Genomic DNA, 21,088 nt, shown 5'->3' with positions numbered 1-21,088 from the left:
ATTGCATGCCGAGGCGCGTTCGGAACACTCAGCCGCCCAGGTAGGCTTCGAGCACGCGCGGATTGCCCAGCAGGTTTTTGCCGCTGTCGGCCAGCACGATCTCGCCGGTTTCCAATACGTAGCCGTGTTGCGCGATCTTCAGCGCCTGGCGCACGTTCTGCTCGACCAGGAAAATCGTCAGGCCCTCGGCATTGATGGTGCGCAGGATGCGGAAGATCTCCTGCACGATGATCGGCGCGAGGCCCATCGACGGTTCATCCAGCAGCAGCACGCGCGGGCGAGCCATCAGCGCGCGGCCGATGGCCAGCATCTGCTGCTCGCCGCCCGACAGGTTGCCCGCCAAGCCGTCGATGCGTTCCTTCAGGCGCGGGAACAGGTGGAACACGCGCTCCAGGTCGGAGGCGATCTGGCCGCGGTCCTTGCGCGCGTTTCGTGTATAGGCGCCCAGCTCCAGGTTTTCGCGCACGGTCATGGTGGTGAGCGTGGCCCGCCCTTCTGCCACCTGCACGATGCCGCGCTCCACACGCTTGTGGGCCGACCACTGCGTGACGTCTTCGCCTTCGAACAGGATCTGGCCGCGCACGTTGCCCTGCGACTTCGGAATCAGGCCCGAGAGCGCCAGCAGCGTGGTCGATTTGCCCGCCCCGTTTGCACCGACCAGCGAGGTGATCTCGCCCGCCTTGAGCGCAAAGTCGATGCCCTTGACGGCTGCGATGTGCCCGTACGACACATCCAGCCCTTTCACTTCCAGCAACGTGGTCATGCCGTCTCCTTCTGCGCGGCATCGCCGGTCGCTTCATCGTCGTCATCGCGGCCCAGATACGCCTCGATGACTTGCGGGTCGTTGCGGATCGCCTCTGGCGGCCCCTCTGCGATGATGCGGCCGAAGTTCAGCACGGCAATGCGCTCGCACAGGCCCATCACGAAACGCATGTCGTGCTCGATCATGAAGATCGTGTAGCCACGCGCCTTGATGTTTTCGATCTCGGCCATCAGGTCGACCTTCTCGCCGGTATTCATGCCGGCGACGGGCTCGTCGAGCAGCAGCAGCTTGGGCTCGGTGGCCAAGGCCCGCGCGAGTTCAAGCTTGCGCTGGTCGCCGTACGAGAGGTTGTCGGCAATGTCATGCGCCTTGTGGTCGAGCTTGACCCACGAGAGCAGCTCCAGCGCACGGTCGCGCGCGCGCCGCTCGGCCGCGCGGTACTTTGGCAGCGAGAGCAGCAGGCCCGGCGCACCGTAGTCGAGATGCCGGTGCATGCCCACCACGACATTCTCCAGCAGCGTCATCTCCTTGAAGATGCGGATGTTCTGGAACGTGCGTGCGATGCCCATCTGCGTGATCTGGTGCGGCTTTCTGCCGACCAGGTTCTCGCCATTGAACGTGAGCGCCCCGCCCGTGGGTGCGAGCAGGCCGGTGATCAGATTGAACACCGTCGTCTTGCCGGCGCCGTTCGGGCCGATCAAGCCGAAGATGCTGCCTTGCGGCACGTCAATGTTGACGTCCTGCAAGACCGACAGGCCGCCAAAGCGCTTGGAAATGGATGTGAGTTTGAGCATGGCGGCCTCAGTGCGATTCATTGGAAGCAGCCGGGGTGGCGCCCGTGCCAGGCATGGTGCCGCCGCGCTTCACGCCAAACCAGCGCGCGAAACGCGCCGGGTCCCAGATGCCCTTGGGCAGGAACAGCACGATCACCATCAGGATCAAGCCGTTGATGACCAGTCGGAAATCCTTGAACGCACGCAACAACTCCGGCAGCAGCGACAGGATCAGGCTGCCGAGCACCGGGCCCGTCAGGCCGTTGGTGCCGCCCAAAATCGTCATCGTGAGAATTTCCACGCCGCGGTCGAAGCCGAATTCGTTCGGGCCGATGAAGAACGTCAGGTGCGCGTTGAGTGCGCCCGCCAGCCCGGCAATGGCCGCGCCCAGCGTAAACGCCAGCAGCTTGGCGCCCGACACGTTGATGCCCATGAGGCCCGCAGCGGTTTCGTCTTCCTTGATGGCCTCGAATGCGCGGCCGACCTTCGAGCGGCGCATGCGCGCCAGCACGAACAGCGTGGCCAACACGGCCACCGCCACATGCCACCACTGGGTCAATTGAGGAATGCCGTTCAGGCCCAGCGCGCCGCCGGTCCAGTTCTCGGTATTCAGGATCAGCACGCGCACGACTTCGCCGAAACCAAGCGTGGCCATGGCCAGATAGACGCCCGAAAGACGCAGCGTCGGCCGGCCGATGACGACGGCCACCACGGCCGGTGCCGCCATGCCGCCCAGCAGCGCGACCGAGAACGGCATCTCGGCATTCATCGTCAGCAGTGCGGAGGTGTACGCGCCGATGCCCATGAAAGCCGCGTTCGCCATCGCCAGCAGGCCGCACGACAGCGTGAGGTAAATGGACAGCGCCAGCAAAGCATTGATACCCAGCGTGAGCACCAGGTTGCTGTAGACCGACCAGAAGTTGTCGAACCATTCCATGTCGGTCTCCTTATGCCTTGCGTTCCAGCACCTTGCCGAACAGCCCTTGCGGCCGCACCAGCAGGATCAGGAACAGCAGACCGAACGCCACCGCGTCGCGCATGGTCGAGCCGATGTAGGCCACCGACAGCACCTCGGCAAACCCGAGGAACAGCCCGCCGAGCATCGCACCGCGAATGTCGCCCAGGCCGCCCAGGATGATGACCGCGATGCCCTTGTGCAGCATCGGCTGGCCCATCAGCGGGAACACGGCGTTGGAGTACAGGCCGATCAGCACGCCCGACAACCCGCCCAGCGCGGCCGCCGCAAACGAGGTCAGCAGGAACAGCCCTTCGACATTGATGCCGAGCAGCGCCGCGGCCTTGGGCGACTCCGCAATCGCCCGCAGCGCGCGGCCGAGTTGCGTGCGCTTGAGCAGCAGCATGAGCGCCGCCATCAGCGCGAACGACAGCACGATGATGCCCAGCTCCAGCGGCGTGAGGTGGATGCCGCCCAGGTCCAGCGAGGCATCCGACACGAGCCCGGCCGGGAAGCGCAGGTTCTCCGCCCCGAACACACCTTGCATGGCGTTGTTGATGGCGATGCCCGCGCCAATGGTGGCGATCATCGGAATCAGGTGCGGCGCGTTGCGGCGGCGCAGCGGGCGCAGCAGCAGGATGTCGATGATGAGACCGGCCACACCGCTCACGACAAAGCCGACGGCCAGCGCCGCCCACAGCGGCAGTTCGAAGTGGAGAACGACCTGCAGCGCCGCATAGGCACCGAGCATGAAGACCGCGCCGTGCGACAGGTTGATCACGCCCAGGATGCCGAAAACCAGCGTGAATCCCAGGGCGAACAACGCATACACGCAGCCGAGCGACAGCGCATTGACGAGTTGCTGTTCCAGCATGATGAATCAGAGTGAGGTGCGGCCGGACGAGACCAAAGCAGTCACCAGGCAGCCACAAAAAAAACGATGGGGCGTAGGTTTAGCTACGCCCCGCCTGTCTCGTTCAAAGGGTTTCAACGAGAACCGAAGATTACTTCTCGATCGTGTACTTGCCGTTCTTGGTCACGCTCACGATCGGCGTCTGCACGGCGTCGTAGCCGGCCGGCTTGCCACGCGCGGTGACCTGGCGGAAGGCAAACGCGCCCGTCGCGCCGGTGTGCTTGACTGCCGGCAGTGCATCGCGAATCGCCTTGCGGTCGGCTTCGAGGTTGCCGCTGAACTTGACCGTCTTCAGCGCCTTGCTCGCGATGTACATGGCGTCATACGCCTGCGCCGCAAACTGATCCGGCGCTGCCTTGTACTTGGCGGTGTAGGCGGTGATGAACTTGCTGTTCTCGGGCGTGTGGTTCTCGATCGACCACGGGCTGCCCACCCACAGGTTGTCGGATTTGTCCTTGGCCAGGTCGAACACCTTGACCGAGTTCATGCCGTTGCCGCCGATGACCGGCACGTTCAGGCCAAGCTGGCGCGCCTGCACCATGATCGGACCACCCTCCGCAATCAGCGCGGACAGTACGATCGCGTCCGGGTTCGTCGCCTTGATCTTGGTGAGCTGGGCCTTGAAATCGACATCGCCCTTGGCGAATGTTTCGGTGGTCGTCACCGGGATCTTCAGGTCTTCAAGCGCCTTCTTGAAGTTGTCGTAGCCGCTCTTGGTGAAGACGTCGTCGTTGCCGTACAGCACGGCCACCTTCTTCACGCCGGCCTTCTTCACAACGGTCTGGATCGTGGCCGGCAGCACGTCGGCTTCGGTCACGGAATTGCGGAAGACGTAGTCGCCGATGCTGGTGATGCCATCTGCGGTGTTGGAAGTGCCAAAGGCAACCGTCTTGGACCCCTGCGCAATCGGGTCCGCCGCCTGTGCCGAGTTGGACAGCGTGGGGCCGAACACCATCGCCACCTTGTCCTGGAAGATCAGCTTCTTGAAGACGTTGATGGCTTCTTCCTTCTTGCCCTGCTCGTCTTCGATCACCAGCGCGATCTTGCTGCCGTTGATGCCGCCTGCGGCGTTGATCTCATCAGCAGCCAGCTGGAAGCCGTTGCGGATGGCCACACCGTATTGGGCTGCGCCGCCCGACAGCGCTTCGGCCACACCGATCTTGATGTCCTGGGCCGCGAAAGTCGTGCCCGTTGCGATTGCCGCCCCCGCAGCCACTGCCGTCAACAGCAGCCGTTTGATCATTTTTTTCATGCGAACCTGCTCCTTGTTTGTCCGTCGCGATTGCTTGAATGCGATGCGTCTCGAAGATGCGCTGGCCCAACACCGTCGCTCCCCCGCATGCGCCCTGCATCGCGTCCGGACGCTCGCCTGCCGGCGTTCGCGCCACGAAGACAAACAACGTTGGCGAAACAGCGGAAGACCTGCCGGGCGAGCGATGCCGGATCGGGCATGCGTGCACCGGGAGTGCGTCGGAGTGTGAAGCGAAGGCGCCATGGGTACAGCGCTCTTGTGCGCCGCGCCGGGGTCGCCGGCGCGTGCAGTCAGTCGCCGGACTTTACCGGAAAGCGCACGACCGTGCGATAGGGGATTGTCCGCCGCCCGGCCTGGAGGGCCGATGTTGCGCCGCAATATTGCCTGCGCAATACCGTCAAATCGACGTGGAGCGTACCCGTTTCTGCGTGCCTTGCGGCACTGCGAAAATCAGCCCGCCGATAGCTCGTCGGCGCTGACAAACAGGCCCTTGCCGCGCGATTTCGCTTCGTACAACGCTTCGTCGGCAGCTTCGAAGACGACGCTCTGCGCCAATGTGCGCGCGTCAAAGGTCGCGATACCGATGCTCGCGCCCACCTGCACCATCGCTTCGCGCAGGCGAAACGGCTTGTTGCATGCGGCCAGGATATTGGCGGCAACCGTCTTCGCGTCGTCCGGGTGCGACAGGTGCTCCAGGATGACGGCGAACTCGTCACCGCCAAACCGCGCCACGCCGTCGTACGGGCGCACGGCCCGCGCCAGACGCTGCGCGAAGGTACGCAGCAGGGCATCGCCCAGAGCGTGCCCGTACGTGTCGTTGACGACCTTGAAGCCGTCAAGGTCGACCAGCAGCAGTGCGCCGGTGGAACCATTCACACGCGCCTGGTCGAGCGCCGCCAGCAAGCGCTCTTCAAAGCCGGCGCGGTTGGCCAGGCCCGTGAGGTGGTCGGTGGTGGTGAGCGCGCGCAGGCGCAGCTCCTGTTTCTTGCGCTCCGTGATATCAAGGGTGACAGAATGCACACCCGCCACGCGGCCTTGCGCGTCGAACTGCGGAAGGTAGCTGACCTCTTCGCAGCGGTACGGATCGCGGCCGCGGAGTTCGCGCTCGAAGACCATCGTCTCGCCGCCCAGCGCGCGCCGCAGCGCATCGCGAAGGATGCTGTAAGCATCGTCACCCACGACTTCACGCACCGTCTGTCCGAGCATGCTCGCGGCCGCTCGTCCATACGCCTTCTCGTAGGCGGCATTCAGGAAGCGGAAGCGCTCGTCGGTGTCGATGAAGGCCACCAGCGCGGGCAGTGCATCGGTCACGGTTTGGAGCGTTTCGCGGCTGCGCTGCAGTGCCTCCTTGGCAGCCCTGTCCTGCGTGACGTCGCGCATGACCGATGAGAAGTACTCCATACGCCCAGCGGGATCGCGGTGCGCAATGATCATGTGGTTGATCGGTACGACCTGGCCCTCGGCACCTCGCGCGGTCGTTTCGCCAATCCAGACGCCATCGCGCGCCGCCGCAGGCACGGCCACCTCGCGCAGCCAGCCCATCGTCTCGGGTGGGTAGAAATCCGCAACGGTCAGGCCTTGGAGATTGGCATCCAGCGCAATGCCGGCAAAGCGGCGGCCGGCCGGATTCATATAGGTGACGTTGCCCTGTATGTCGCTCTGCGCAACAAAGTCGGTGGTGGAGTCGAGGATCTTGGTCAACACGCGCGACGCCTGTTCCGCCCGTGCCCGCACGGTGATGTCTTCCATGGCCCCAACGTGGCCCACGGCCTCGCCGTCCACTCGCACCGGCGCGGTCGTAACGACGAGCAACCGCTCGCCAAGGCCCGGCACGATCACGCGCTGCTCGGCGTGGTAGCCGGCCCCCCGCGCGAGCGCATCGCGCCAGCCGGCCATGATGGCATCGCGGTCGTCCGGATGCAGGCGCGCAAGCCACACGTCGGCCAGTGCCTCTTCGTGCGTGGCACCGAGCAGGCGGCGATACGCCTCGTTGGTATAGACAGTCCGGCCGTCCACATCCGAGCGAAACAACCCGAGTGGCGAGGCATCGTTCACGGCTTCCAGTTCGGCGCGCTGGCGAACGACCTCGCCCATCAGCTTGTGAAACGCCGTCGACACCGCGTCGATTTCCGCTGAAGCACCGAGCCGCTCAAGCGGCGGCGCATTGCGCAAGTCCGTGGCAGAGAGCTGCGTCATGGCGGCATGCAGCCGGCCAAGCGGGCGCAGCAGCCACAGCATCGCCGCCCACACCGACACGCCGATCAGCGCCGCCAGCACCAGCAGCGACCAGCGAAAACGCTGCCGCATGAGGAAGAGCTGCCGGTTGGCTTCGGCGCCGGGCAACACGGCAGCGAGGGTCCAGCCGGCCGCGATGATGTCTTGCCTGGTGGCCACGTCGCCGCCACGCTCAGGCAGCGCATCCGGGTCTGCGCGGAAGGCCGCGGCCGCCGTCGGATCGGCATCGAGCGGCGCGAGCGTCTTGTCGGCCTCGGGGTGCACGATATAGACGGCGTTGTCACCTCGCGTCGCCAGGTAGACATGGCCGGTCTGCCCCACGCGCATGTCGCGCAGGTCGCCAAGAAAGTTCGGCTTGAGCAGGTACAGCGACGCGCCGATCAGCCCGACGAGATTGCCGTCCTGATCATGCACGGGCGCGGCCAGGATGACGATGGGCTCGCTGCCCACGCGGTTGCGCAGCGGCGCGGAGATTGTCGGCTGGTCAACCACCATGACCTGCCTGAAATAATCCCGATCGGAAATGTCGATGCCGACCACGCCTTCGCGGCGCACCGTCGCGGCTGTCACCTTGCCCTCAGCCGAGGCCAGGAACACGCCGTCGAACAGGCCGCTGGCCGGCTGGATGGATTGGTAGAACGCCGCTTCCTGCGCGGGCGTGTCGAACCGCACGGAGCGCATCTGCTGGGCGGTGCGTTCGAGCACGCCCAGGTACGTGTCCAGGCGCTTCTGGAGGTCTTCCGCCGACTCCTTGACCAAGGCTGTCTGCTGCACCTTGATCTGCGCCATCACTTCGCGGCGGATCGGCTCGCGTTGCGACCAGCCGAACAGGCTCACCACCGTCACGCTGATAACGGTCGCCATGATGGCCGCCTGCGACTTCAGGGTCAGTTTCATCGGACCGTCGGCTGACACCGGCGCCCCTCGCGTCCGGTGTCGTGTTTAGTGGGAGGGCAGACACCATAGTGCTATGCCCGCCCGGCATTGTCGAGCCGCCGCGGCGTCTAGCGACGGCCGCAGACGTAGGCGGCGGAGCGTGCAGCGAGCGTACCGGGGCGGATGCGCATCCAGTGCGCGCCGGCTGCGGTATCGGTATCGAGCGTGGCGCCGTCGGGACCGCGCACCACGTAGTCGACCAGGCGAATGCGCTGGCGGTGGCAGTCGATCTCCTGGCGCGAGAGGATCACCGTGCCGGGCCGGTAGTGCGCCCCATGGGCGCGGCGTTCGCTGCGCCTGAGCACGGTGCGGGCCAGAAAGGTCTTGTGACCGGTACGGTTCGAGCGCAGCGACGTGCGATCGATGGAAGCCACGACGGACGTCGTCGTCAGATATTGGTGCCAGCGCGCAGCCTGGGCAGGCACCGCCAGGCCGAGGGCGCCCACGCCGACACTGCATATCCAGATCCACCGCCACATCATGCGTTTCACGACCGTCTGTCCTGCCATATCAAGAAACCAAGAAGCGGCACTGTTGCCGCAGGCACCTATTGTAACAATTGGCCCGCAAGACTCGCGCCTGCGCCCTCAGGTAGCATGCCGCCAACCCGATCGCCCCGACTACCCCATCCGCCATGCCCACCGTTGCCCTGCCTGCCCTCGTTGCCCACGCCGTCGCGGCCTTGCTCATCGCAAGCGTGCCCGTCGCGGCGTGGTTCTGGCTACGGCGGCGCTTTGGCCTGGCGTGGCGCGACATCGGCGTGGGCGCGGCGGTGTTTGTCGTGTTTGCGCTGGTGCTGGAACGCACGCTGCACCTGTATCTGCTGCAGCTCAATCCGATCACGGCGCATTGGCTGCGCATGCCCGTGCTGTTCGTCATCTACGGCGCGCTGATGGCCGGTTTGTTCGAGGAAAGCGGGCGCTGGATCGGCCTGCGCTTTCTCGTGCGCAAGCCTGCAGACGCCGCCACACCCGTCGCGTACGCGCTCGGGCACGCCGGCATCGAAGCCTGGCTGGTCGGTGCGGCATCGCAGGCGCAGATGGTGATGTTCGGCATTGCCGCCAACCGCGGCGAGCTGGAATCGCGTCTCGCGGCCAGCGGCGCCGCGGCCATGGTGGGGACGATTCACGCCATGCTCGCGCAGCTCTCGCCGTGGCTGGCCCTCGGTGCGGTGAGCGAGCGTGTTGCGGCGATGTTGATCCAGTTCACGCTCACGCTGGTGGTGTGGCACGCGGTGCGCCAGCGGCGTTTTGTGATCGTCGTGCTGGCGGTGGTGCTGCATGCGCTGGCGGACTTGCCCGCTGCGCTGTACCAGGTGCATGTGCTGCCGCTGGCCGTGACTGAAGCGATCTACGCCGTGGCGGCCGTGCTGCTGGCAGCAACGTGCTGGCCGCCGCAGGGTGGCCGCAGGATCGGCGAATCCTCGCTGCGCTAACTACTGCGGAACCGGTCCGGCTCGATGCCGTGCCGGTTGAGCTTGTCGTACAGCGTCTTGCGCGGCACGGCGAGCAAGTCGGCCGCGCGGGCAACGTTGCCCTCCGTGGCGCGCAGTGCTTCTTCGATGGTGGTGCGTTCGACCGCCATCATGCGGCCGGCCAGGGAGTGCTGGCTCGCGTCGGACGCCACCAGGCCATCGTCCAATCCGAGGCAGAAGCGCTCCGCCACGTTCTTCAGTTCGCGCACGTTGCCGGGCCAGTCGTGGTGCTGCCAGCGCATCATGTCCTGCGCAGACCAATCCGGCGCGGCGCGCTCGTAGCGCACCGCGGCCTGCTGCAGAAAGTGGGCCATCAGCAACGGAATGTCTTCGGCACGCTGACGCAGCGCAGGGAGCGCAATCGACACGACATTCAAGCGGTAGTACAGGTCTGCGCGGAACTTGCCGTGATCGGATGCTTCCTTCAAATCAACCTTGGCGGCGGCCACAACACGGCAATTGACCGGCACGCTCGCGTTGCTGCCCAGCCGTTCGATGCTGCGTTCCTGCAGCGCGCGCAGCAGCTTGGCCTGCAGCGACAGCGGCATCGATTCGATTTCATCGAGGAACAGCGTGCCGCCATCTGCGTATTCCATCTTGCCGATGCGGCGGCGGTTGGCGCCCGTGAAGGCGCCCGCCTCGTGGCCGAACATTTCGCTCTCGAACACGGATTCCGGCAACGCCGCGCAGTTCAGCGCAACGAACGGCCCGCGACGTCGGCTGCCTTCGTGAATGGCGCGCGCGAGCACTTCCTTGCCCGAGCCGGTCTCGCCCGTGACGAGGATGTCGGCATCGGTCGGCGCCAGCGCGGTGACGAGCCGGCGCACGTTCTGCATGACGGCGCTCTGGCCGATCAACGGGTACGCCTGCCGGCCCTGCAGCGCTTCACGCAACCGCAGGTTTTCGGAAGTGAGCCTGCGCTTTTCCAACGCGCGCCGCACCACGTCAACCAGGCGCTCGGAGTGGAACGGCTTCTCCATGAAATCGTAGGCGCCGGCGCGCATGGCAGCCACGGCCATCGTCACATCGCCATGACCGGTGATGAGGATGACCGGTAACTGGCGGTCGTGCTGCAGCATCTCGCGCAGCACGGCCAGGCCGTCGCGGCCGGGCAGGCGCACGTCGGTGACGACTACGGCCGGCGTTTGCGTAGCAAGCGCAGCCAGCGCGCTTTCCGCATCGGCAAACGATTGCACGGGCACATCCGCCAGCGTGAGCGCTTGCTCGCAGCCCAGGCGCACCACGTCATCGTCTTCGATCAGGAAGACGGGCGCGTGGTCAATGGGGGAAGAATCCGGCGTACCGTGTTCAGTCATGTGGGTTTCACAACGCGTTCAAGCTCGATGATGAATTCTGCGCCCGGCGTGCCGTCACCGCCATTGCGACCTTCGAGCCGGCCGCCAAAATCTTCGATAATCGCCAGCGAAATCGCCAGCCCCAACCCCAGGCCCTGACCATCGTCCTTGGTGGTGAAGAACGGCTCAAACAGGCGCGGCAGCACGTCGGCGGGAATGCCCAGGCCGAAGTCGCGCACGGTGATGCGTACCCATTTCTCGATGGGCTGGACGCTCACACGCACGATCGCCGATTCGGCTGCGGGCGCCTCGGCGGTGGCGTCGATGGCGTTGCGGATGAGGTTGACGAGCACCTGCTCAAGCCGCACGGCATTGGCCCAGACCGCAAGATCGGTCGGCACCGGCTCGGTCACCACGGTCACGCCGGCCTGCCGGCGACGCGTCTCAACCAGCATCAGCGCCTGGCGGATGGCTTCGTCCACCGACACCGCTGCACGTGCCCCATCGCCCTTGCGCGAGAACGCCTTGATGTGTGAAACGATGCGCCCCATGCGTTCGGCAAGCTGGCTGATGTGCGTGAGATTGCCGCGCACTTCGTCGATGCGGCCGCGCTCGGCAAGCTGGTTGGCGTTGTCGGACAGCGTGGTGAGCGCGGTGAGGGGCTGGTTGAGTTCGTGCGTGATGCCGGCGGCCATCTGGCCGAGCACGGCGAGCTTGCCGGCCTGCACGGCGGCATCGCGCGTTTCGCGCAGGATGCGTTGCGCGGCGTCAAGCGCCTCGACCTTGCCGGCGAGTGCGGTGTTGGCGGACGTCAACTCGGCAGTGCGCTGGGCGATGCGCGCTTCCAGATCGCGCTGGACTTCGCGCAGCGCGGCGCGCGCGCGGTGCTGCTCTTCACGCCGGCGCTGACGCAAACGCAAAGCGACGAGCACGGCAAAGACCAGCGCCATCGCAAACGCGGCGCTCGCACCGGCCACCAGCGCGGTGCGCTGCTCATCGCGCGGATCGATCAACACGGCGACTTGCCAGCCGAGCAGCCCCACCGGGCGGTACTGCACACGCAGCGTCGATACCGATTTTCCGGGCAATGCCACGCGCACGGTCTGCGGGGGATGGTCCGCAGAAAAGGGTACGCTCGCGGCTCGCCCATCGTTCATGCCGAGCGGGGTGAGGATGTGCGGCGCGTACTGGCGCGTCGCGTCGAGTGCGGCGCGCTGGTTCGCGCTCAAGGTGCCGAGCGTGCGGTATTTCCATTCGGGTACGGACGACAGGAAGATCACGCCGTGCCGATCCACCAGCAGCACCGTATCGCCGCTGCGCGACAAGGTGGCCTCGAACGCGTCGAGGTTGACCTTCACGACCACCACGCCGATCGGCTTGTTGTCTTCGCGCACGGGGGCGGCGACGAAATAGCCGTTCTCGCCGGTGGTGTTGCCGACGCCGTAGAAGCGGCCGAGCCCTTCGCGCATGGCTTCGACAAAGTACGGGCGGAACGCGTAGTTCTGGCCGACGAACGAGGTCGGCAGATCCCAGTTGCTGGCCGCAATCGTGAGACCGGTCGTATTGATCAGGTGAGCGGCGGCCAAGTCGGTGGCCGCCTGGACTTCTTTCAGATAGGCGTTGGCTGCACGGCGCGGAACGGCGTCGCCGGCCTCGGGGTTCTCTAGAAGCGCGACGTGCAGCACGTGTTCCAACGCCGCCAGTCTCGGCAATGATTCATAGCGCGCCAGTGTGCTGCGCAGGTTCTGCGCGTAGAAGGTGGTGCGCTGGCCGGCCTCTTCGGCCCGCGTGGCAACGTAGCGCTGCAGGGCGACGGCGTAAGCGCCCCATCCCGCTGCTGCGCAGCATGCCGCCATGGCCAGCGCGACAGCCACGCGCCAGCCGCGCCCGCGTGCGGGTGGGGCAAGGTCGGGGTGGCCGTCTGTTGGCGACATGGGTCAATGTTCGATGCGGGAATGCTTGCGAGTATCGCGCATGAACACGTACACCAACAGCGACAGGAAGATGGTGCCCGTCACGTACCAATAGAACAGCGACTCGTGACCTGCCTGCTTAAGCCACAGCGCGATGTACTCGGCCGTGCCGCCAAAGATCGACACCGTAAGCGCATACGGCAGACCCACGCCCAGTGCACGAACCTCGGCGGGGAACAACTCCGCCTTCACCACCGCGTTGATCGATGTGTAACCCGAGACAATCACCAGCGCCGCCATGATCAGGAAGAACGCCGTCCACACGTTGGTGGTCTGGCTGATGCCGGTCATGATGGGCACGGTGAAGAGCGTGCCCAGCACGCCGAAGGCAATCAGGATCGGACGACGGCCGATGCGGTCGGACAACCCGCCCACGATCGGCTGCAGCATGGCGAACAGCAGCAGCGTGGCGCCGGACACCAGCGTCGCCTTGTCCTTCGACAGACCGACCGTGTTGGCCAGGAACTTCTGCATGTAGATCGAGTACGTGTAGAACGCCACCGTACCGCCCATCGTCAGGCCCACGACCGTCGCAACGGCGCGCGGATGCTTGGCCAACTCTGACAGCGTGCCGCGCTTCTTGTTGGCCTTCGCGGCGGTAAAGGACTGCGTTTCCTCCATGTGCGAGCGCATGGCCATTGCCACCAGCGCACACAGCGCGCCGACAAAGAATGGAATGCGCCAGCCCCACGCCTCAAGCTGCGCCGGCGACAGCACGAACTGCTGCAGCGCGATCAGCAGCGCCAGCGCCGTCAGTTGGCCGGCGATGAGCGTGACGTACTGGAAGCTCGAGTAGAAACCGCGGTTTTCCTTGTTGGCGACTTCGCTCAGGTACGTGGCCGAGGTGCCGTATTCCCCACCGACCGACAGCCCCTGCAGCAGACGAGCCAGCACCAGCATCACGGGTGCCGCAACGCCGATGGTCGCGTAGCTCGGCGTGAGCGCGATGATGAGCGAGCCCGCGCACATGAGCACCACCGAGAAGAACAGTGCGCGCTTGCGGCCATAGCGATCGGCGTAGATGCCCATCAGCCAGCCGCCCACCGGACGGGCCAGAAAGCCCACCGCAAACACGGCCGCCGTATTGAGCAACTGCGCGGTCTGGTCTCCCTTGGGGAAGAACGACTTGGCAAAGTACAGCGCAAACGCCGAGTAGACATACCAGTCGTACCACTCGACCAGATTGCCAATTGAACCGGAGAAGATGGAACGCAGACGACGGCGAACGTCTGCGGGAGTGTCTTTGGTGGGGGCCTGCGCGGGCGAAAACTCGCCCGTGACCGCGCCAGCCTGAGGCTGCGTCATGGTGTCTCCTTGGAGCGTTGGCGGCGGCCTTTGCTTGTGACATGTCGGCACACCCAGCTGCGTGTGCGACGTCCGAGCGGTCCGCCGGTTTATGGGTGGTCGCTCTTACTCAAGAAGCATTCCATGCGAAAAGCAGACTCGCCGATCCGCCGCAAAAGCCCGTGGCGCGAGGCTTTGCGGGAAATCGACGGAACGGTGGACGACAGGAGAAGTGTGCGGTTTCTCAGAATCAGCCGAGGCAACCTGTGCGGAAACCCGCACGGCCGATTCGATTCTGAAGGCGGCGATGCTCAGGCGGCCACGCTCAACGGAATGGCGTCGCGGACCAACGATTCCACCTCGGCAGACAAATCTTCCCGCGTGTGCGACAGGCCAAGGCGGTCATGCAGATACGCCTCGAAGTCAGCACGCACTTCCGGATGGCGCAGCGCGAACTCGACGGTCGCCTGCAGGTAACCGAACTTGCTGCCGCAATCGAAGCGCTGACCACGGTAGCGATAAGCCAGGATCTGCTCTTCAGCCAGCAGGCTCTGGATGGCGTCCGTCAACTGCAGCTCGCCGCCGGCGCCCGGCTTCAGATTGCGCAGATGATCAAAGATGCGCGGCGTCAGGATGTAGCGCCCGACCACGCCCAGGTTGGACGGCGCATCCTTCGGCGCGGGCTTTTCGACGATGCCATCGAGCTTGACCAGGCGGTCATCCCATTCACGGCCAGCCACCACGCCGTACGAGCGCGAGGCTTCCGGCGCAATCGTTTCGACGCCGACGATGGAGCAGCGGTAGTGATCGTAAAGTTCCGTCATCTGCTGCATGACTGGCGGCTGGTTGTCCAGCAAGTCATCGGCCAGGATCACGGCGAAGGGTTCGTCGCGTACCAGTTTCTGCGCACAGAGCACGGCGTGCCCCAGCCCCAGAGTCTCGGGCTGGCGCACATAGAAGCACTCGACGCCCGCCGGCTTGATCGACTGCACCATCTCCAGCAACGCCTGCTTGTTCTTGGCAGCCAGTTCAGTTTCAAGCTCGTACGCCTTGTCGAAATGGTCTTCGATAGCGCGCTTGGCGCGGCCCGTGATGAAGATCATCTCCGTGATACCCGCAGCGGCAGCCTCTTCCACCGCATATTGGATCAGCGGCTTATCGACGATCGGCAGCATCTCTTTCGGGCTGGCCTTGGTGGCGGGTAGAAAACGTGTACCGAGCCCCGCCACGGGAAACACGGCCTTGGTGATCTTCTCGTTCATGACAACTCCATTGGTGAGACGTAGCGTCATGAGCAAGTCATATGCCAGCGTAAGCCCCCGGGTCCAACCTTTGGTGGCGCACGATCTGGCGTGCCCCGCGCAACGTGGCGGGCACTGCGTTGCCGCCTTTCCTACAACCGGTTGCAACGCCGTCGCATCAACTTTCAGCGCCGAAAGTTGAAAAAGCGTACCCAATTCTGCGTACCGCTTTACGCCAACTTGCGGCTGGCCAGACCAGTAAGCGCCCGCTAACAGTGCGTCAAGAAATCAGGAAGATGGCTTGACCCAGCCGCGCGAGACCGGTGCGGTGCGCTCGGGCGTGCGCCGATAGGCGTCGATCTGGGCGTTCAAATGCGCGACCTCGGCTTCGAGGGTGCGGATGCGCTGGCGCAGTTGATCGGCTTCACTTTGCGTTTGCTGGCGTACCGCGTCGTTCTGCAAGCGCAGAAAGCGCTCCGTCCCCGCCAGCGCGCTGGCCGCCCCCTCCAGGCGGGTCACGGTTTCCATGGTCTGCTCTAGGCGCTCTAGCGTTGCATCGGTCAATTTGGGGGGCACGGCAGGCGCCGTGGCAAGCGCCTCGCCGAGACGACGCTCCAAGTCGGCCATGGCGGCCTGCAATTGCCGGTTACGCGCGGCTTCGTGTTCCAGCGCGCGCTCCGCCACCTCTGCACGAATGCGCGCTTCCATCCATTCGGCGCCCGCACCCGGCGCGCCAATGGCGCGCGAGGCGATCCGGTTGCGCTCGTCACGCGCCGGAAGCGTACCCGTTTCTGCGTGCGCCAATGGGATCGGCCACGGCTCTACCGCGTCCGCTGCGGCACCGGCTGCAGCCGGCCCGCGCCCCTGCGCTCGATCGACCGCTTTCTGTAGCGTCGTATTGCTCGGACGTCGGTGTACTCCCGCCTCCGCCAACCACTGCACGTAGCGTCGAACGCCATAAACACGACGCGTCACAGCCTGGACAGCTTCGATCACTTCATCCAGGAACACGGCGTTGTCGTGAGGGAAGGCGATATCCAGCCGCCGGATCGCTTCAACGATCCGCTGCTGCTGCTCTGCCGAGAAATAGAGACCGGGACGTGCCATAAGGGCTAACAAGTGCCCATCTAGTGTACAAGAAGGGTTAAAAACCTCAATGTTGTCTTAATAGACTTCATTATTTTAATATCGGCATAATCTATTTGCAGTCGAATTCACAAGGGCCGAGGTACCCCCCGGGTGCCGAGTCTGCCCGTTTCGAGGCATCTTTAGCAGTGAGTTGAGCCGTTCTGTAGACGCACCCGACGTAAGTGGGCGCGCGCAGAAACGGGTACGCTTCAGCACGCTGACAGGCTTCTGGCGCGCGAAATTGAGGCAAAAAAAAAAGCGCCCTATGGGCGCTTATGGTGAAGAGAGCTGCGGCGAAATTACAGTAGGGCGACGTCCAGGCCAAACCGGCTTTTTAGCGCCTCGACGAGCGATTCCCGCGCACCACGGTCTCCCAGCTTCACATCAAGCATGACGCGTCCGGAATCCCATTCCTTAATTGTGCCTAGAAGATCACCTTCAGCGCTTCGGATCTTATACTGGCGGCTGACTTCCTTGACCTTGCGGGTACGCCCCTCCTGGGCCACCTTGCGGATCTGCTCCACGTCGCGACTGGAGAGGCCCTCTTCCAGTACGCGATGCACCAGCTCGCGCGTGCGGTCTTCGCCAGCGCTCTTAAAGTACAGTGTCAGCTCATATCCTGTTGCGATACCAATTCCGGCCGGCCGCTCCTTCATCACTTCGAGCACTGACTCGGGCAGCTTCAACAGCGCCAGTGTCTTGTTGACTGTTCCTGCGGATACGCCGGTAATCTCGCAAATATCTTCTTCTTTTTTAACTTTTCCTTCGTCCAGCAGCTGTCGCCAAGCGATTGCGTTGTCCAGCACGGACTGGCCGGACCGCTGCTCGTTCAAGACGAACGACAGACGGTAAAAATCAATGTCCGACAGGCCGTCCTCGACGAAGCAGTCCATCTCGGCCTTCCCCGCAGCCGCCAAGGCCCGCTTACGGTAGTGGCCGTCGATCAGGACAAACCAGCCCGGCCGCGCGGGGTCTGGTGCTGCCAACCCTGGTGTCTGCTGGCCGTGTGTGGCGATGGATGCCGCCCGCTCCTGAACGATCTGCGGATCGTAGATGCGGCGGGCGTTGAGCGGATTTTCCTGCAACCGTTCAAGCGGAACCTTGATGACCCGGCGTTCGGAGGTATTCGCAGGTGCGGGACTTTCAGCGCTGAAAGCGGAGACGGGAGCCGCTTGGCCAAGCAGGCCGCGGGGATGCGATGTAATCGCTTTTTCTGCCAAAGCAAAGCGATCGACCGGTGTCGCCTTGGTTTTCTCCGCGGCTATACCGGCCAGCATGCCATCTTTGAGCGATTTCAACTTCGCGCTCATACACGTTCCTCCTGCAACAACTGCAACACCTCGTCGATCAAGATGTCGACTTCACTCACGGCTTCCCGGGCGCCCGACACACCGTGTACCGTCGCGCCGATGGCCTGGCACTCACGAAATGCAGACCGCGATCCGATCATGGAATCCATCAAAGGAATATCTCCATCATCACCAAGAATTTCAATTGCTTGCTTGGCTAGCGAGACACGCCGCTGCACCATGTTCGCCAGCACGCGAATACGCAGCGTCTCGTTGGTGACTTGGGCCTGCTGAGCCAGGGCTTTGGCAGCCACTGCAGCCCACAGATCAGGCGGTGACGGCACCACGGGGATCAGCGCAATGTCGGAAATCAGCAGCGCGCTTGACGACGACGGTGAGTGGACCGCCGGAGGGCAATCGACCACGATGTAGTCGTAGTCCGCGACAAACTTGCGGACCTCCCGGTGCATGGCGCCACCGGAAGGCGCCAAACCAATCACCGAAGCCGGGAAGGGCTTGTCTTCGGGCGCTTGAGCGGCCCACCGCGTGGCCGTTCCTTGCTCGTCCATATCGACCAGCAGCGTCTTACTCCCCCGCAAACCAAGGGTTCCGGCGATGTGCATGCTGACCGTGGTCTTGCCACAGCCACCTTTCTGATTGAATACCGTTACGATCTTGGCGCTCACTGCTCCTCCACTTTCAGCGCTGAAAGTCAGCAGCGCTCATCTTAGGGAAGGCGACATGAAAACACAAGTTCGATAAAATTCAATTCATACAAATTTCACCGAAATAGAGAGACCGCAGACGTGACGGAAAGGCGGTTTTCAATTCACCTAAATTGAGATGTAAATGCGGTCTTTGGCGCATAACTTTATGCGTTCAACCCGGCATTTACGGGCTTCCTAGGTGTTTACCAGTGAGATGCATAAAAGCGACATTTCGGAAAAATGCCGCCCATCGACACTCCGCTCCAAACTGGTTATGATGCTCAGACAGTCGTCTGAAGACTTTGTCTACGCAAGATTCGGAATCAGCCGGTTCTTCGTGCGATGTCCGGATCGGCTGGACGACGTGTTTTTTGTTATTTAAAGGAATTTTTGCATGGCCACGGGTACTGTCAAATGGTTTAACGAAACCAAAGGCTTCGGCTTCATCACTCCGGACGGCGGCGGCGCGGATCTGTTCGCGCACTTCTCCGAAATTCAGGGTTCGGGCTTCAAGACCCTGAAGGACGGCCAGAAGGTCACTTTCGAGGTGAAGCAAGGCCCGAAGGGTCTGCAAGCCTCGGCGATCAAGCCGGAATAAGTTTCGGGCTGATCGCCTGAGATGAAAAAGGGGAGCTTCTGCTCCCCTTTCTTTTTGCCTGGCGCTTCTTGCTGACTTCAGGCCAACTTCCGTACGCTCGTACGCGAAGGCTGCAGAATCAGCGCCTTGGAAGAGTCTGCATCCACCTTGGCGTCCGGATAGACAACCAGCACGTCCTTCAGCGCCTTGCGGAACAACGCACGGAATTTCCGCTCGCTTTCCGTTTCGGTACCGAATTGCATCTGCAGCGCTTCCCAGGGGATCTCGGTACGCTTCTGGATCGTAAAGAAGCGGTATGTGAGCCAGGAATACACATCCAGCGCAAACGGCGATTGCTTGAGCGCCTTCAACGCACGCATATCCACCGGCACCGGCCGATTCACGAGCTCGTTGAAGAACGGTTCAGACAGCACCACGAAGCTCTCGAACATTGAGCCCTGGCCCGGCTGCATCGGATCCCACCAGGTGGACAGCTGATCGGCCAACAGATAACCGATGCGATCGATCGAGAGCGGTTCCTGGTTCTGATTCTGGCTGCTGGGCGCCGACTTGTTCTGCACGATGGCAATCGTGGCAGAGAAGAGGCGAATCATCTGCTGGCGCACCAGCGTCATGGTGCCCCGCTTGCCGCCCGTGGCCATCGGGATGCCCAGGTTGTACATGAACTCGGACAACGAGTTGCCCAGCGAAATGCGCCGGTCTTCCACCGTGCCCTGGAATTCGCCGCGCTTCTTTTTGGCCATGATCTCCTTGCCGATCCAGGCCAGCATCAGGCGAGGATACGAGCCATATGGATAGCCGAAAGAGACGGTCTCGGAGACGATGCGCTGCCGCCCATTGCTGGCCCGCTCGGAGCGCTGCTGCGTGAAGTAGCCCGGCTGGATCATCAGCGAGATGTTGCCGCTGGAACGCGTCCAGACCGGCGGTGCACCTTTGGGAGCGCGATAGGGAAGGGTGACCTGCACGCTGGCGCGACTGAGGAAGCCGACCTCGCCGCTTTGCCAGGCGTCTTCTCGTTCCATTGCCTGTGCTTCGTCGAACAGGCGCTGAAACTTCTCCGGCGCGGCAATGACTTGCCCTCCCGAGGGGACGATGATGCGGCCGGGCGAATTGTCGTCCGGTTTCCCATTGGGTGTGAGGCGCTTGGTGACCATGGTGGGCAAGAATTGTTCAGACCCTTTGTACTAAAACGCCTTCGCCTTGTCACGCAGAATTGGGTACGTTTTCTGAATTTTGCTCGTTGTCGCGGGAAGGGCATCGGTGGGCAACCGTTAAGGTTGTCCACGGAAGACCTTTCCTTACTACAAGCTATATATACCTTCTACGTTTACTACAGGTAAACCGTATACGCGGCCCGCAAAGCCTTGTCAGCGCTTGGTTCAGAGGGGTAAACCGAACCAGATTCTGCGAACGGCCGAACCAGATTCTGCGCGATGGCGTACCCGCTTCTGCGCGAAACCGTACCCGCTTCTGCGCGTTGGGCGTACCGGAATCTGCGGGGACAACATCATGTTGTCCACAGTGTTATCCACAGAAAAAAGGGGGAGAGCCGCACGATTCGGTCCGCTTTTGCGAGTGCGTACCCGTTTCTGCGAGGGATTCGTCGATTTTTTGGGCTCCCTCAGCCTGATAACTGACGAAGCGTACCTGTTTCTGCGTGAGTAAGGGCGTTTTCGCACGGACTACCCGTACCCAAATCTGCGTGCGTGCCGATCCACGTGACTTCCTGGCTCTTATTCTTGCGCCATCTATAAGAAAGCGAGCACACGCTTCGAATTGCTTGGTTGCACACCGTGCGTACCTGTTTCTGCGTGGCGGCGGGTAAGCTGGATGTGGCTGCACGTCATCGAGCCTTCCGCCTGACCTGTGCATTCTGAACTTTCATCGCTGAAACCTGGTTGAGGGAAGGCTGCTTGCCGATATCTCAAGGCTTGGGCGTTCTACACCGCGTACCTGTTTCTGCGGGTAAAAAGCCTTATTGGCCAAAGGCTTGGCGTGAAGGCTTGCAGATACGGCGAACCCGTTTCTGCGAGAAGTCCCGCAGAAACAGGTTCGCCCGATTCGAGGCCCTGCCCGCAGAAACAGGTTCACTTTGAGCTGAGCCTTGGGCGCGATCGTGCGCAGAAACGGGTACGGTTTCGTTTTTCAGTGGCTCGCAGAATCGGGTACGCCCCGCATTGTCATTCCGCCCCACTCATTTGTAGAAATTTGTACCCGTTTCTGCGAACGAGGGGCGCAGAAATGGGTACGCCTACGGGCGCGCAGGCCACGT

Annotated in this window: 17 protein-coding genes; 2 read left to right on the top strand and 15 right to left on the bottom strand. The window is 63.3% G+C overall.

Going from position 1 to position 21,088, the window contains the following annotated elements; all coding sequences use genetic code 11:
- Positions 1–28: 28 nt before the first annotated feature.
- The 7 genes from ACUXH0_RS02075 to ACUXH0_RS02045 all read right to left on the bottom strand — a co-directional run bounded on the left by ACUXH0_RS02075 (position 29) and on the right by ACUXH0_RS02045 (position 8,336).
- Positions 29–763, bottom strand: coding sequence for an ABC transporter ATP-binding protein (locus tag ACUXH0_RS02075; RefSeq protein ID WP_009240223.1), 735 nt, complete (start codon positions 761–763; stop codon positions 29–31).
- Positions 760–1,557, bottom strand: coding sequence for an ABC transporter ATP-binding protein (locus ACUXH0_RS02070; protein ID WP_028866888.1), 798 nt, complete (start codon positions 1,555–1,557; stop codon positions 760–762). The genes ACUXH0_RS02075 and ACUXH0_RS02070 overlap by 4 nt, the downstream gene beginning before the upstream one ends.
- A gap of 7 nt (positions 1,558–1,564) precedes the next feature.
- Positions 1,565–2,473 (bottom strand): branched-chain amino acid ABC transporter permease, encoded by a 909-nt coding sequence (locus ACUXH0_RS02065; protein WP_182593546.1) that lies wholly within the window; start codon positions 2,471–2,473, stop codon positions 1,565–1,567.
- 10 nt (positions 2,474–2,483) lie between these two features.
- Positions 2,484–3,365: a branched-chain amino acid ABC transporter permease gene (locus tag ACUXH0_RS02060; RefSeq protein WP_182593547.1), complete on the bottom strand. Its 882-nt coding sequence runs from the start codon at positions 3,363–3,365 to the stop codon at positions 2,484–2,486.
- Positions 3,366–3,495: 130 nt separating this feature from the next.
- Positions 3,496–4,656: an ABC transporter substrate-binding protein gene (locus ACUXH0_RS02055; RefSeq protein ID WP_182593548.1), complete on the bottom strand. Its 1,161-nt coding sequence runs from the start codon at positions 4,654–4,656 to the stop codon at positions 3,496–3,498.
- Positions 4,657–5,106: 450 nt separating this feature from the next.
- Positions 5,107–7,788, bottom strand: coding sequence for a diguanylate cyclase domain-containing protein (locus tag ACUXH0_RS02050; protein WP_182593549.1), 2,682 nt, complete (start codon positions 7,786–7,788; stop codon positions 5,107–5,109).
- A 107-nt stretch (positions 7,789–7,895) separates the two neighbouring features.
- Positions 7,896–8,336: a surface-adhesin E family protein gene (locus tag ACUXH0_RS02045; RefSeq protein WP_004632395.1), complete on the bottom strand. Its 441-nt coding sequence runs from the start codon at positions 8,334–8,336 to the stop codon at positions 7,896–7,898.
- A 125-nt stretch (positions 8,337–8,461) separates the two neighbouring features.
- Here ACUXH0_RS02045 and ACUXH0_RS02040 point away from each other — a divergent pair, with 125 nt between their 5' ends.
- A complete protein-coding gene (locus tag ACUXH0_RS02040) occupies positions 8,462–9,262 on the top strand; it encodes a YhfC family intramembrane metalloprotease (protein ID WP_004632398.1) in 801 nt (266 codons plus the stop codon).
- Here ACUXH0_RS02040 and ACUXH0_RS02035 read toward each other — a convergent pair.
- From ACUXH0_RS02035 to ACUXH0_RS02005, 7 genes are all read right to left on the bottom strand, one after another.
- Positions 9,259–10,617 (bottom strand): sigma-54-dependent transcriptional regulator, encoded by a 1,359-nt coding sequence (locus ACUXH0_RS02035; RefSeq protein ID WP_182593550.1) that lies wholly within the window; start codon positions 10,615–10,617, stop codon positions 9,259–9,261. The two genes, ACUXH0_RS02040 and ACUXH0_RS02035, sit on opposite strands and share 4 nt — an antisense overlap.
- Positions 10,614–12,530: a sensor histidine kinase gene (locus ACUXH0_RS02030; protein ID WP_182593551.1), complete on the bottom strand. Its 1,917-nt coding sequence runs from the start codon at positions 12,528–12,530 to the stop codon at positions 10,614–10,616. Before ACUXH0_RS02030 ends, ACUXH0_RS02035 begins: the two co-directional genes overlap by 4 nt.
- 3 nt (positions 12,531–12,533) lie before the next feature.
- Complete coding sequence (locus tag ACUXH0_RS02025; protein WP_028866835.1) at positions 12,534–13,874, bottom strand: MFS transporter; 1,341 nt, start codon at positions 13,872–13,874, stop codon at positions 12,534–12,536.
- Positions 13,875–14,164: 290 nt separating this feature from the next.
- Positions 14,165–15,115, bottom strand: coding sequence for a UTP--glucose-1-phosphate uridylyltransferase GalU (gene galU / locus ACUXH0_RS02020; RefSeq protein ID WP_004632405.1), 951 nt, complete (start codon positions 15,113–15,115; stop codon positions 14,165–14,167).
- Between the two features lie 267 nt (positions 15,116–15,382).
- Complete coding sequence (locus ACUXH0_RS02015; RefSeq protein ID WP_024542650.1) at positions 15,383–16,201, bottom strand: DNA-binding protein; 819 nt, start codon at positions 16,199–16,201, stop codon at positions 15,383–15,385.
- A gap of 320 nt (positions 16,202–16,521) precedes the next feature.
- Positions 16,522–17,532 carry a ParB/RepB/Spo0J family partition protein gene (locus ACUXH0_RS02010; protein WP_024974426.1) on the bottom strand — a complete coding sequence of 337 codons (1,011 nt, stop codon included), beginning with the start codon at positions 17,530–17,532 and terminating at the stop codon, positions 16,522–16,524.
- A complete protein-coding gene (locus ACUXH0_RS02005; protein WP_004632410.1) occupies positions 17,529–18,197 on the bottom strand; it encodes a ParA family protein in 669 nt (222 codons plus the stop codon). Before ACUXH0_RS02005 ends, ACUXH0_RS02010 begins: the two co-directional genes overlap by 4 nt.
- A 415-nt stretch (positions 18,198–18,612) precedes the next feature.
- Here ACUXH0_RS02005 and ACUXH0_RS02000 point away from each other — a divergent pair, with 415 nt between their 5' ends.
- Positions 18,613–18,816, top strand: a complete 204-nt coding sequence (locus tag ACUXH0_RS02000; RefSeq protein WP_004632415.1) for a cold-shock protein — start codon at positions 18,613–18,615, stop codon at positions 18,814–18,816.
- A gap of 77 nt (positions 18,817–18,893) precedes the next feature.
- Here ACUXH0_RS02000 and ACUXH0_RS01995 read toward each other — a convergent pair whose 3' ends face one another.
- Positions 18,894–19,970, bottom strand: coding sequence for a replication protein RepA (locus ACUXH0_RS01995; protein WP_004632417.1), 1,077 nt, complete (start codon positions 19,968–19,970; stop codon positions 18,894–18,896).
- Between the last annotated feature and the right edge of the window lie 1,118 nt (positions 19,971–21,088).

The organism is Ralstonia sp. 110700041-2 (assembly GCF_056280165.1).
Note: the sequence above shows the minus strand (reverse complement) of the source record. Positions and strands in the feature narration are given on the sequence as shown.